Here is an 11,946-nt window from a genome sequence, read left to right as displayed (position 1 = left end):
CCTTGCCTCATCTATTTTCTAATTAGGAATTCAACCACTCAGAAGTTAGTCTATCTTCAGCAGTTTTGAGTGTACTTACTCTAACATTACCTCCCCAACGACCATCTAAACTGCATGTTTCTTCCCAAGTATCACCATGAACAAGACCTGGACCATCAGCTAAGAAAATAATCTTAAAGTTATTACCAGAACGAGCACAATATGCCTCAGCCTTGTTTACTTTGTCATTATTACCGCCTGTACGGTCATCAGACTGCGAACCACCACGAGTACTGTCATAGCGAGCAAAACCAACTGCTAAAACTGCTTTTGAGTCGGCATCTTTAATCACAAAATCACACGGGTAATCACTGTCAAAATCTGTGAAGATTTCATTTAACTGAATATCTTTACCTGCTCCCCGTGGACCTTCAATGGTTAACTTCCCATCAAATTGCTCTTCAACCCAGTTAAAGAACATATCTGTCAGAATATAACCTTGCTCTCCTCGGCTATCATACTCGCCCAACAAAGCACTTAGCGCAGCATACTTATCATCTGAAATGTCAGAGAACTGACCTTTCAGAGTGTCAATGGCTTTAAATGTGTATCCATAATTATCTACAAAAACGGATGTAGGTGTTTTGGTGATTTTCTTAGTAGCTTCTGTATCACACACAGGACTTACACAACGACGAAACAGTTTTAGCAGTGACATACGAGTGTCTTTGTCGAACGCTTTTGGCGTTCTAATTTTCTCTAGTAGCTCCGCTGACGACTCACTTGAATTAACCAGTTCTGCAAACAAATCGATTTGTGGTTTGTATGTTTCAACTCGCTGATCCATAAACTCAGGGAACGTGCGACCAGAGTTAATTGCTGTAGTAACCGAGTGAGGGTCTGTTATAGTGCGAAAAAATGATAGCTCAACTGACATGGATACCTCTTGTATGTCTGAAATAATTCGTAAACACTTGATGTGTACTTATCCTGCTCTAGCCGAGCATATACAAAAATGCGATGTCATTGAAGAGAAAAAACCTAGTGATGATAAGGTGTTAACTATTTTGATCCAAACTGTAATAGGACAAATGCTTTCAAGAAAAGCTGCCGAAACAATCTTCAACCGTGTAGAAAGCCGTATACAGGTTGTTGGTCAACTCGGCTTTTTGAAAGAAGAAGATTTTACTTCGTGCGGTGTATCGAAAAGGAAAGCCAAATCAATCCTATTATTAATTGAGCGAGAGACTATAGAACCTGATTACTTCGAGAGCTGGAGGACACTATCGTACATTGAACTGCAAAACGTCATTAATAAATTTTGGGGTATTGGCGAGTGGACAGCTTCAATGTTAGCCATATTCCACTTCGGTAATCACGATGTTTTCCCATATAAAGACGGAACTATACAAAGGGCATTATCCCTACTAGAAGCTCAAGGCATTAAAATAAATCCCGAACTAGCATCACCTTACAGATCGCACCTAGCGCTTTATCTTTGGCAAATGATCGATGCCAAGATAATAACTAACTAAGTTTTTTCTGCTAAGGAGATTACTGACAACCCCAACACCCAGTTAATTGTATCGTTTGCAACCTTATCACTTGCCCATTTATCAGCCAGTAAATGCCTCAAACGAACCACTCCACCAACAGTAAGTACTGATGTAGCCTCTGATGTAGCGTTAGACACTAATAAATGAACAACCCTACGAAAGCGCTGGTCTGTTTTCATTGCGATCTCCCACGAGATCTTAAATTCTTCTGAACTGGTTAAATCGAGGCAATCAAGTACTACAGGCAGGACTTTTCCTTTTAGAGCCTCTCCAAAATCTTTCTTGTTTGGGTAATAATTCTGAACAGTAGACTTACGAATACCTAGTCGATCACTCACGTTGTTAAGTGTTATCGAATCCCAACCACTTTCCCAAAACATCTGAACTATTACTTCATCAAACTGAGCTTTGTTTGCAGCTCGTTGTTCTGCACTAATTTTTGCCATAGCAAACTCCTTCTATAGCCATTTTAGCATTCTACATATGTATTAGTCACTTACATCACCCTCTGTAAATTCAGTTATTATGCTCAATTTTTACGTCCTGAGAACTCATTGTTGACATTGCGTTCTCGGGACGCTATATTGCAAGCATCTCCTCAGCACACTGCTGAACATCGAGGCTGATTCTGGTCTTGGTGGGAATCTAAAAATGAGGAGATACTATGATTAACTTTAATACTGTAGATCTTTCTGTCGAAGATATTACGACGGTAATGATGCAACGCAAACCGATTGCCACACGTACCATAACGTTCTGGAATGAACTTGAGTACAGTAAGAAACGATATGTTAAGTACTGTATCGATGGTCAAATGGCAAACTCGGTTTGTTTGACTTATAGCACTGGTGGATATCGTTATTTGCTAGCTCTTTCTTCTAGTAAGAAGAAAACGTTCGATATTTACTATATAGGCGATAGGAAAGTTGAAATAATCAACTCACCGAGCATTATCAGTGCATTTGATAAGTCAATGGATACTCACCTGCTGCTTCAGGCATATAGGCAGTTAAAAGGTGAGCAAGGCACTAAGCCTTCAATATGGAAGCGAAAGACGTACCTCTCCGAAATCTATTTCGGATTGCTAACGTGTATTGGCGAAACGATTTATGGGAAACCAAAATTCGAATCGTTTAGTGAATGGGATTCTGCTAATTCACACGCTACATTGTCAGCATTAAGTGCGAAAGGTGGCGAATAATGAACAGTATCTATAATAGCTCTGCGTTCATTACTCGCTACTCAGAGAAAGGCTTTATTTCAGCGTTCAGTCGTTGCACCGTTTGTGAAAGTGAATGGGATGACATTGTCGTTGAAGTAAATGGGTCAATTCGTTCATCTATCCCTTTTCATCGGGATCAGATGCCTGAAATCGAAGACATTAATCTTTCTCTGTGAGGTCAACTATGAATATTGAAAATGTAACAGTAAGTATCACCGACGTGATAGATAGTTTGTCATCTAATAAGGCAAACTTTGATAAGCCTGACTATGTATGGCGCAATGAACTATTATCTCTCGGCTTAGTTGAGAAAGATAAAATGTTTACCATTCCTGGTCAGACTGCACCGTTGGCTATTGTATTAGCATCAAAAGGGTATCAAAGCCGTTGTGGTTCTAACCCTCGTATTTCGTTGTTTAGTCGAGCATTAAATGATCCTGTATTGATTAGTGTACTTGAGAAATATGACCTTGAAGTCACTAAGAATATGGGAACCACGATTAAGGGTTATGACTTCCCTGATGTAAAAGCCAGCGATGTACTCACAAATGTGCTTGCTGTAATCGTACAGGAGTATGAAAAACTGAAGGTAAGTAGTATTAAACCTCAGTTTGTCACTGCTTCTGAAGAGAGCATCTTCCGTGAGTTTGGTTGATCTCGAAACAGGTGAGATTGTCTGTAGCTATAGCGAAAACCGTAAAACAGTTTTCGATGCTGATACGGGCGAATTCATCAGCTTCCTAGACTTAGGAGATCGAGACGAAGGATTGTCTCTACCCTATTACAGTTTTGCTTGGTTGGAAGTTATCGCAAGAGAAAAGTTGAACCAACAAAGGCTTAAATTCTGGCTGAAATATGGTAATGATAAACGCTATTTTCGAAAGATGAGCTTTGAGGTGTTCAGGAGTAAAGATTATTACTATCGATGGCTGTTTAATACCGCTTTCTATAGTATCGAAGAGTTAGCACAGTCCAGTGGGAGTAACTATAACCGATGGGCACGAAAGAAACTTCTTCGAGACACCCAAACAAATCGTGTTGTACGGCATGTTTGGAGGTCTTACCCTCAACTGCGACGATATATTGAAGACCGAGAACTACTATCTAATTAATGCCCCAGACGCCTCATGGTATCTGGGGCTTTCTTTTTAGCTCGACCAAAGGGTCGCCTCACCATATTTCCCCTGTTTCCTGTGTTCCCCGTGACATAAGGCTTGCCGATTACACGCCCTATAAGGGAGGGAAGACCCTCCGCAACTAACATTAACATTTCCAAGGAGCATCATTATGGCTGCAATGGATATGGTTGTTGGGACACTTAACGAGGCTGAGAAATCTGCTTGGCGTAGGAAACGCACGAAACTGAACCTACGCAGTAATATCTCCAAGCATAAGTTAATCGCTATCCGTCGAGAGTTTATCCTCAACTACCGCACCGCTCGAACAACTTCAAACGGCTAATACTCCCTGTATTTAGCCTCAAATCATCTCATACAGGTTCAAACACTCGTCACTAGGGCAACCGTACCTTTTAAGCGGTGAGCGTCCTGTATTTATTGAAAAGGAGCAAATCAATGCTTATCAAACCTGAAGAATACATGCACGATGAACTGCCAATAATATCTAAACCGTATTTGCACAAACAGTCAGGTGCATTTAGATATGCTGATTGCTTGGATATAAGCCGTATAAATATGCTCTCATTTACATATCTTGGTGGGCTGTTCTTTCAGAAGCCAAATAAATCTCTAAAAGTGAAACTTAATCTGAGTGTTACTCCTGATGGTAAAGTTAACAACGAATTAGGTAGCATAACCACCTACACGGTAAACGATAAAAGCAAAGCCTTTCGTCGGCAGTTAATTGGCGTATACAACACTGGCAAAAAATATAATATTCGAGCCTATGTATACCATATGACCCAAATAAAAGAGTGGCTATCTGAGCACAACATTTCTATTGAGAAAGTTACTTTCCAGTCTGGCATACCTGTTGCTCACTCTCATAAGTCTTCAACATTAAGCCAATATCGCCTGAAAGATTGTTTCAACACAATTATTTGTGACCTCGACGGAATCCCAAGAGGAATTTTCATTACCATTGGTGATTTTAGTGCAGGGTCTGATATCGAGTATATTGAGAGTGAAACAGCTAAGTCTGGAGACAGTAAAGTTGCTAAGTTTGAAATCGATATTGATGCTGTTGTTGATAAATACTTAGACTAAAAATTGAAATATAAATGTAAATTTAAATGTAAAGGAAAGTACCCCCTGTATGGGGAGTATTTCTTTCGCTTCACTGACGTGACCAAAGCAGTTGCTTCGTGCTACTTCGCAATCACTGCTTTGGACGCTATAAGACGTTCCGTCCACCCGTAAACGGGCTGGACTCACGTAAATATCCTATCAGTCTCACTCTCTCCCACATCAAAGAGAACCACTATGTCAGATTCACTCTCACTCGAAAAATGGGATTATGTCCGTCAGAAATGTTATCGCATCAAATCTGAATTTGATAAACCAGTCAATTTACTAGAAGCAATCTATAACACTGTTGTTGATTCACGACGACGTAAAAGACTTGCTGTTGTTTCTGCATCTTCACTATACAACTGGACTATCAATGATACTGAACAATTGAAATATGCTCTGTTCGAGTTCATCAAGTATTACGGTAGATTCCGAATCAGAATCCATAACAAGCATGTCACTGAAGTTGCTATGTTAGTTGCTCATGAGCTATCGGATAAATTCAACTTCATGAAAGCTCTTCACCTTACTCGTTTCTCTTCAGTTGAAATGCAAGTTCTTACTCGGAAATAACTGAAGGTAATGCTGGCAGGAAAATAGCAATTTTCAACTCACTATAAATCAATAACTTACAACTCAAATATGGAGTCCATAGGTATACTCCACTCAAACGGAACAAATCGTTCCATTTCTACGAGCAATCGCAAGCTCTTCAATAAATCCCAAAACATTCCAAAAGTGCACATCATCTGACACCAAACTGTTTCTAATTTGGGTGTTTGGTGCATGCGAGCATTTGGTGTGTACTTCTGAAATGGAGAAACAAATTATGCCAAGCAAAGGCTATTGCAAGATCACCCGATTTATCGACCCCGATAGAATTACTCACTACTTATATGAAAGTGGTGGAAGCCAATCCAAGCTATCAAGGATGTTGAGCACTGAACTAGGTCATAATATTTCTGAGAGTAAGGTTAAGAACTTCATTTATAAATACAACCTGCATGGGGCTATGCAGCTAATTAAAGATATTCATCGAGAGGTAGCCAAGAATATCGCAGATAAAAGGGCTGATCGAGTTCCTGAACCCCCAACCGAATACCCTTGGGTAGAAATAAGGTCGCATGGTAGTAAACGATACAAATTTAACATGGAAACCTATCAGCTTTGGTCTCCAAGTTCCCGCAAGTACAAGCAGCCATTTATCTTATCTGATGGGCAACGACACTCTTATCCTGCTTATTCAATCAACATAGCTCTTAGTAAAAGGGTAAACGTCACCATCGGTAGACTGTACCTTATGTGCCGTGATGGACTTGATTCAGGACTAAAAAGCATTAGATATCAGAATATTCGAGCACTTATAGCCAAACAACCTGTACCTAGTGACCCAACATCGGCTTACTGGGCTATCAATGAGCATTCATCTGAACTATCGAAAAAGAACGCTTTAGCACTACTTCCAATAAAATACGATGAAAATGGTCGTATTAGAGCAGATTACTCACCATCTTACTCCATATAAATAGATAAACCCAAGAGCCCTTGCATTTCTCTTGGGTGTACCATTCTGCAAGTCAAATACTAGCCGCTTTCACAAGCAACACTAGTGTCATCCTCCTGCATCAAACCATCCCCACCATCTACATAGGTTGAATCAACATGAAATTTAAAGAAAACATCTGCTCATACATGTTTGCTGCATTTATTATCAGCATATCCATATTTGCAATTCTGGCACAGTAAGTAGGTTTTCTTATGCTTGAAGACCACATAAAACGCATAAGCAAAGTGAATCAAGAGCCTGACCATATCAAATCGTTGAGGAATCGAAACTTGAAAGTCCGTCGCTGACGAAGAGCTATTGCAAACATAGGCACTAAGCAAGACTATGCTTATCCTGAAGAAGAACTCAAACGTCCAACATAAACTAAATGCCCTGACCAATTATGGTTTGGGCATTTTATTTTCATTACATTTCATCTGAATCAATACGCTATCGTTTGCCCCCACTCCCTATTTAATACATGCAGATCGATCTGTATCCCTAGTAGCGAGATTTTTACGCTGTGCAGAATTTTGGCGATTTTTGACAGACATGAATTAGGCTTTCAAGTGATTCCGTTATGCTCCAACTCCTACAACCGTTAGACACTCGTTAGTAGGTGATTGAAGCAGACGGTATCACACAGTTTTCTCCTAACATGCGTCTCTCTGCCACTCAGACATTCCAACATCCCCTAGAGAATCAAATAACGTCGATATTCCTATTCAAACATATAGAGCATAATTCCTCTCTAAAGATCCTTACACCCTAAGCTCTGGTATCTGTGAATTAATTATCTCTGTATAGAAAAATACTGAAGCCCGATTTCAGATAATAAGTGCGACACTCATGGGAAGGTGTAGAAGAGGAAGCCAACTGCCGAAAGTGATACGCTCTTCTCGCCAAAGAAATAAGCAGTACTACCATGAGTTATCAGCAGTTGACTGAGGGGAGAAGATACCAGATTTCTGCCCTTTTGGAACTGGGAATATCAGTCTCTGAAATTGCCAAAAAGGTGAAGTGTCACCGTGCCACGATCTATCGTGAGTTAAAAAGAAACCGAACAAGCGATCTCTATTGCCCCGTGCAGGCTGAAGCCTCGACCATGGAAAGGCGAAAAGCGGCTCGTAAGTATCGTATACCTGTTGAACGTATTGAGTTCATAAAGCTTTTACTGAGTATCGATTGGAGTCCTGAGCAAATTGCTAATGTTCTAACGAGCGCTGGAGCGCCTGTTAGTCACGAATGGATCTACCAATACATTGCTTTTGATAAACGTACTGGCGGCAAGTTGTATCGCCACTTAAGGCAAGGGCACAAACGTTATCGCAAGGGACAGAGAGTAAAGGCGCCAACGATTAAGCATGCGGTTTCAATTGATGAACGTCCATCGGTCGTCGATACTCGTGAACGGTATGGGGACTGGGAGATCAACACTGTACTGGGTAAGCACGGCAGCGGCGCTATAGTCACCATTTTAGAGCGCAAGAGCCGATTTTATCTGATCAAAAAAGTGGTGTCGAAATCAGCGGTTGAGGTGACGAAAGCAACAATAGAGATGTTGATGCCGTACAAACACCTTGTGCATACAATCACAGCCGATAACGGTCGTGAATTTGCAGGTCATCAGGAGATCGCCGAGGCGTTGGAGGCTGAGCTGTACTTTGCTCATCCCTACAGCTCTTGGGAGCGAGGCGCAAATGAAAACGCTAACGGGCTTTTACGGCAATATGTGAAAAAAGGCACGGATTTGAGAACAGTCACTGATGAACAAATTGAGTTTGCTCAAACTAGGATAAACAACCGACCGAAAAAGTGTTTAGGGTTCAAGCAACCAGCCGTCATTTTTAAAACGATGGCGATGGTCGCTTGAAATTAAAGAGTGTCGCACTTCGGAGTTGAATTCGGGAGTAATTCACACTCAATAAGCATCTGATAAGCGGTATCTGCAATCAGACAAAACACATTGAATAATCTGCTAAATATTTCTGGTAATGAAAAAGACGGAAGAACTCCGTTACAGACGGACTCGAGGACTAGTGAGGTACTCGACACAGTAAAGAGAACTGTTCTGTGTGTAGCTAGAAACAATAGCCAGACCAAGATTCTAGACCTGACTTCCAGTGTGACAGACTCATCCATCACAGCCATGTAGCAGACTGATTGTCACATGCACTGGATATTCGTTCCTCGTATTACAATCATACTGTTTGACACAGAGATTACTACCCATAAACAAACTGTTGGTCTTTTTCTCTGACAATACAGACTCGACACACAACGGATACCTGTAGGGATCAGTGTCAATTCAAGGTAACATGATCCGTTGATAAATCAGACTCCTGATAGCTCGTCCAAGGCGGTTACATGTATCGGCTTCAATACATGACAGATAAACCACACAATAATCGACCTCCTGTAAGGAGCAGCACTGTGCAAGCTATCATGCTACGCTCGAAAAATAGACCTCTCACATAACCGTCAAAGCCCTTGCATGGGAAACATCCAGTACAGTCAACATATCCTGCACATGTAAGGATCATACAAAGGTATCTATATCTCCACTTAATGAATCTGCGATGTCAAAGATCTCGAGACTTACAGCCCCTCCAACTGAACACCAAGCCAGATAAACACTAATCTAAAACTAAGCATTATTCATTAGAAACAATGATTTACACACAATACTGTCACATCATACTTGCTCCTAATCCGTATAAATAACCAAACGTCCGTTAGGAATTGAATAAATGCAAAAGTATGTCGTTTACTACCGAGTCTCTACCAAAAAGCAAGGTGAATCAGGTTTAGGTCTTGAAGCCCAACAGCGTGATATCGGCTTGTTCCTCAATAGCTATGCTGAAAATTACGCGATAATCGGTGAATTTACTGATGTCGAGTCAGGAGCTAACGCTTCCCGTCCTAGCTATCAGCAAGCGATGAAATTAGCTGAAAAAGAAAGAGCTGTATTACTGGTTTCAAAGCTTGATCGTGTATCACGTGACGTTGAAGAAATAGCTCGTCTGATTAAGACCGTCGATTTAAAAGTGGCTTGCTTACCATTTGCCGATAAATTCCAACTTCATCTATATGCTGCTCTAGCTGAACAAGAACGAGACTTCATTAAGCAACGTACTAAAGCAGCCTTACAGTCAGCGAAAGAAAGAGGTACTAAGCTCGGTCGCCCGACTTCTGTTCAAGAGTTAGTCGAAATGGGTCGCAAGGCTGGCGCTGTAATGAAAAGTAAGGCTGATAAATTTGCTGAAAAGATTCGAGCGATTATCGTCCCTCTGCGAGAAGCAGGTATCTCGCTAAGAGGTATTGCTGATGCGTTGAATATTCAAGGGTTCAAAACTCAGCGAGGTAAAGACTGGACTGCTGCGGGTGTAAGGAACATTTTAACCCGTTTGGAGGCCAACTAATGAAAAGCATAGAAATCGGCGATACTTGCCCTCATTGCCATTGTTTGATCTTCATGCCACCAGAAATTGAACCTAACTGTCAGACTTGTGGTGAAAAGCTCTTCGATGAAGACGATTACTACCCTGATGAGTAAGCACTACAGATAAACGGAGAGGCATCAATTACTCCCAAGGCTCTCCGTTTTTCATTCGATCTTCACTCTCCGCCAAGCCTTTCATCAAGACATAACTAATTTTGATATTGTTGCCGTTTTTGAAGAAAATTCGACAATCCAAGTCGTCTAATACAACCTTATTGAGTACTGAGCATAGGATTGCATTTACTTTAAACTTGCCAGCTTCACTATTGAGATCGAAATTAAGGTCTACTTCATCGCTAACCTTTCTATTTTGAAGCTCTTGTAACTCCAAATTAGCACTAGCAATTTTATCATTAACATGTTCAATCTCTCGACCCGCATCCTGACGACTTGCCTCATCGGGAAGATAACGAAGTGATGCTATGATATTGTTTCGTTCATTACTAAGTTGCTCGATTTCGTGCTTTTTAGAGTCAATATCACGTAAGTTAATACCTCCACCTTTCATACCAACTGAGATAATCTTCCTCATATACTTATTGAAAGCATCAAATATCGGTTCTGCTATCAAGTAAGTGTGGTCACAATCTTTGAAACTCGCTCGACCACGGCAACGCAGCCATTTGTTACTGAGTGTCATAACTCGACCACACTTCGGGCATTCCATAAGCCCTCTAAGTGGGTTTGCTATCTTACTGCGCTTGCCTGAAGTCATTTTCTTAAAGGACATCTGAACTGCATTAAAATCTTCTTCTGAAATGATCGCAGGATAATAGTCCTTAATGACTTGATTTGTCGGGTGTCTTTCAGTCCTACCATCATCGGTATAGACAACTGTTGATTTCCTTAACCACCCCATTACTCGTTCATTTTTGAGATACTTACGAACTGTTCCAACGTTAAACCAGCGACCAGATGAAGTTTTAATTCCCTGTTTTCTTAACGAACGAACTATCGAATCAGCCCCCATGCCATCAAGTTTCATCTGAAATACTTTACGAACAACTTCGGCTTTTTCTTCAATCACTTCGTATTCTGATTTATCGGCATTCAATTTCAGCCAATAAGGGCACATTTTAGATTTAGTGACGCCAAAATTACGGGCATGTGCTGAACGTATCCGTTCAGCTTTTTGCTTTGACTCTTGGTGAGCAAGATCCATCATCACCGTAAGTTGAATGTCATAACCAAGCTCGAACTGATCGTCCCATCGAAATACCTTTTCTCCAAATCGAGCTACAGCAATGTTGATCCTAAGATGTTTCAACTTTCGCCAGAGTTCACGTTGCTCATCAACAGAACGTCGAGAAATACGGTCTATTGCTTCAACCAGTAACAAAGAGTTTTCTGGTATCTCCCCATATTCACATCGCTTAATGAACTCCCCTAGAGCTCCTGAAGATAGATTATGACCTTTATATGCAGAACGACCATCATCAATAATCGCTTCTTTGAAATGATACTCAGGACGCTTTGATAGCCAATCAAGAGCCATAGATTTCTGGCGGTCAAGACCTGTTTTCTCGACTTGAACCTCTAAGCTAACTCGACTGTATATGTAGCATGGTAATGTCATCCGAAACTCCTATATCAATATCTACTTCATATATTAATACATTCTTGGGACGCATTAAATGCAAAAAACTAGCTGAATACCGTTTTCAAAGGAGTTATAACACGTACTACCTTTTCAAATTGCGGCACCATATCGCCTTTACGAAACTCGCCGAGGTCACCGCCTTTTTTACCCGATGGGCAAGTCGAATATTTTTTTGCGAGTGTTTGAAACTTCGCACCTTTTTTTAACTGCTTCATAATGTCTTCAGCTTGCTCTTTGTGCTTGACCAAAATGTGCAGTGCCGCTGCTGTACGTGCCATCATAGCCCCCAATC

At 40.9% G+C, this 11,946-nt stretch carries 16 protein-coding genes; 12 read left to right on the top strand and 4 right to left on the bottom strand.

Annotated features, from left to right (window positions below; genetic code table 11):
• Positions 1-22: 22 nt before the first annotated feature.
• Positions 23-916 carry a hypothetical protein gene (locus TSUB_RS18960; protein WP_087025044.1) on the bottom strand — a complete coding sequence of 298 codons (894 nt, stop codon included), beginning with the start codon at positions 914-916 and terminating at the stop codon, positions 23-25.
• 13 nt (positions 917-929) lie between these two features.
• On the opposite strand from TSUB_RS18960, the gene TSUB_RS18955 reads away from it, so the two are divergent.
• The gene (locus TSUB_RS18955; protein ID WP_087025046.1) at positions 930-1,514 is read left to right on the top strand and encodes a DNA-3-methyladenine glycosylase family protein; all 585 of its coding nucleotides are present in this window, start codon (positions 930-932) and stop codon (positions 1,512-1,514) included.
• Here TSUB_RS18955 and TSUB_RS18950 read toward each other — a convergent pair.
• Positions 1,511-1,981 carry a TetR family transcriptional regulator gene (locus tag TSUB_RS18950; protein ID WP_087025048.1) on the bottom strand — a complete coding sequence of 157 codons (471 nt, stop codon included), beginning with the start codon at positions 1,979-1,981 and terminating at the stop codon, positions 1,511-1,513. The genes TSUB_RS18955 and TSUB_RS18950 overlap by 4 nt on opposite strands.
• Before the next feature lie 218 nt (positions 1,982-2,199).
• Between TSUB_RS18950 and TSUB_RS18945 the strand changes: the two genes are divergently transcribed.
• The 11 genes from TSUB_RS18945 to TSUB_RS18895 all read left to right on the top strand — a co-directional run bounded on the left by TSUB_RS18945 (position 2,200) and on the right by TSUB_RS18895 (position 10,108).
• Positions 2,200-2,736: a hypothetical protein gene (locus tag TSUB_RS18945; RefSeq protein ID WP_087025050.1), complete on the top strand. Its 537-nt coding sequence runs from the start codon at positions 2,200-2,202 to the stop codon at positions 2,734-2,736.
• A complete protein-coding gene (locus tag TSUB_RS18940) occupies positions 2,736-2,933 on the top strand; it encodes a hypothetical protein (protein ID WP_087025052.1) in 198 nt (65 codons plus the stop codon). The genes TSUB_RS18945 and TSUB_RS18940 overlap by 1 nt, the downstream gene beginning before the upstream one ends.
• Before the next feature lie 8 nt (positions 2,934-2,941).
• Positions 2,942-3,412, top strand: a complete 471-nt coding sequence (locus TSUB_RS18935; RefSeq protein WP_087025054.1) for a hypothetical protein — start codon at positions 2,942-2,944, stop codon at positions 3,410-3,412.
• Complete coding sequence (locus tag TSUB_RS18930; protein WP_087025056.1) at positions 3,399-3,869, top strand: hypothetical protein; 471 nt, start codon at positions 3,399-3,401, stop codon at positions 3,867-3,869. The genes TSUB_RS18935 and TSUB_RS18930 overlap by 14 nt, the downstream gene beginning before the upstream one ends.
• 175 nt (positions 3,870-4,044) lie before the next feature.
• On the top strand, positions 4,045-4,218 hold the full coding sequence (locus tag TSUB_RS18925) for a hypothetical protein (protein WP_159065017.1): 174 nt from the start codon (positions 4,045-4,047) through the stop codon (positions 4,216-4,218).
• Between the two features lie 113 nt (positions 4,219-4,331).
• A complete protein-coding gene (locus TSUB_RS18920; RefSeq protein WP_087025057.1) occupies positions 4,332-4,982 on the top strand; it encodes a hypothetical protein in 651 nt (216 codons plus the stop codon).
• A gap of 216 nt (positions 4,983-5,198) precedes the next feature.
• Positions 5,199-5,579 (top strand): hypothetical protein, encoded by a 381-nt coding sequence (locus tag TSUB_RS18915; RefSeq protein ID WP_087025059.1) that lies wholly within the window; start codon positions 5,199-5,201, stop codon positions 5,577-5,579.
• A 256-nt stretch (positions 5,580-5,835) separates the two neighbouring features.
• Entirely contained in the window at positions 5,836-6,531 is a 696-nt protein-coding gene (locus tag TSUB_RS18910; RefSeq protein WP_087025061.1) for a hypothetical protein, read from the top strand.
• Between the two features lie 946 nt (positions 6,532-7,477).
• Positions 7,478-8,425 (top strand): IS30 family transposase, encoded by a 948-nt coding sequence (locus TSUB_RS18905; RefSeq protein ID WP_221274651.1) that lies wholly within the window; start codon positions 7,478-7,480, stop codon positions 8,423-8,425.
• Positions 8,426-9,302: 877 nt separating this feature from the next.
• Complete coding sequence (locus tag TSUB_RS18900) at positions 9,303-9,974, top strand: recombinase family protein (RefSeq protein ID WP_087016401.1); 672 nt, start codon at positions 9,303-9,305, stop codon at positions 9,972-9,974.
• Positions 9,974-10,108, top strand: coding sequence for a protein rep (locus TSUB_RS18895; RefSeq protein ID WP_221274650.1), 135 nt, complete (start codon positions 9,974-9,976; stop codon positions 10,106-10,108). Before TSUB_RS18900 ends, TSUB_RS18895 begins: the two co-directional genes overlap by 1 nt.
• A 28-nt stretch (positions 10,109-10,136) precedes the next feature.
• Here TSUB_RS18895 and TSUB_RS18890 read toward each other — a convergent pair whose 3' ends face one another.
• Together TSUB_RS18890 and TSUB_RS18885 are read right to left on the bottom strand one after the other, a co-directional pair.
• Positions 10,137-11,630 (bottom strand): recombinase family protein, encoded by a 1,494-nt coding sequence (locus TSUB_RS18890; RefSeq protein ID WP_087016402.1) that lies wholly within the window; start codon positions 11,628-11,630, stop codon positions 10,137-10,139.
• Between the two features lie 68 nt (positions 11,631-11,698).
• The gene (locus TSUB_RS18885; protein WP_087016414.1) at positions 11,699-11,932 is read right to left on the bottom strand and encodes a peptidylprolyl isomerase; all 234 of its coding nucleotides are present in this window, start codon (positions 11,930-11,932) and stop codon (positions 11,699-11,701) included.
• Positions 11,933-11,946 lie beyond the last annotated feature (14 nt).

The sequence above is a fragment of the Thaumasiovibrio subtropicus genome (assembly GCF_019703835.1).
Lineage (GTDB): Bacteria > Pseudomonadota > Gammaproteobacteria > Enterobacterales > Vibrionaceae > Thaumasiovibrio > Thaumasiovibrio subtropicus.
The sequence above is the reverse complement of the archived record's forward strand: the minus strand, read 5'-3'. Positions and strand labels throughout refer to the sequence as shown.

Coding starts and splice junctions, on each gene's coding strand:
- TSUB_RS18960 (WP_087025044.1), bottom strand. CDS start 916: ATGTCAGTTGAGCTATCATTTTTTCGCACTATAACAGACCCTCACTCG.
- TSUB_RS18955 (WP_087025046.1), top strand. CDS start 930: ATGTCTGAAATAATTCGTAAACACTTGATGTGTACTTATCCTGCTCTA.
- TSUB_RS18950 (WP_087025048.1), bottom strand. CDS start 1,981: ATGGCAAAAATTAGTGCAGAACAACGAGCTGCAAACAAAGCTCAGTTT.
- TSUB_RS18945 (WP_087025050.1), top strand. CDS start 2,200: ATGATTAACTTTAATACTGTAGATCTTTCTGTCGAAGATATTACGACG.
- TSUB_RS18940 (WP_087025052.1), top strand. CDS start 2,736: ATGAACAGTATCTATAATAGCTCTGCGTTCATTACTCGCTACTCAGAG.
- TSUB_RS18935 (WP_087025054.1), top strand. CDS start 2,942: ATGAATATTGAAAATGTAACAGTAAGTATCACCGACGTGATAGATAGT.
- TSUB_RS18925 (WP_159065017.1), top strand. CDS start 4,045: ATGGCTGCAATGGATATGGTTGTTGGGACACTTAACGAGGCTGAGAAA.
- TSUB_RS18920 (WP_087025057.1), top strand. CDS start 4,332: ATGCTTATCAAACCTGAAGAATACATGCACGATGAACTGCCAATAATA.
- TSUB_RS18915 (WP_087025059.1), top strand. CDS start 5,199: ATGTCAGATTCACTCTCACTCGAAAAATGGGATTATGTCCGTCAGAAA.
- TSUB_RS18910 (WP_087025061.1), top strand. CDS start 5,836: ATGCCAAGCAAAGGCTATTGCAAGATCACCCGATTTATCGACCCCGAT.
- TSUB_RS18905 (WP_221274651.1), top strand. CDS start 7,478: ATGAGTTATCAGCAGTTGACTGAGGGGAGAAGATACCAGATTTCTGCC.
- TSUB_RS18900 (WP_087016401.1), top strand. CDS start 9,303: ATGCAAAAGTATGTCGTTTACTACCGAGTCTCTACCAAAAAGCAAGGT.
- TSUB_RS18895 (WP_221274650.1), top strand. CDS start 9,974: ATGAAAAGCATAGAAATCGGCGATACTTGCCCTCATTGCCATTGTTTG.
- TSUB_RS18890 (WP_087016402.1), bottom strand. CDS start 11,630: ATGACATTACCATGCTACATATACAGTCGAGTTAGCTTAGAGGTTCAA.
- TSUB_RS18885 (WP_087016414.1), bottom strand. CDS start 11,932: ATGGCACGTACAGCAGCGGCACTGCACATTTTGGTCAAGCACAAAGAG.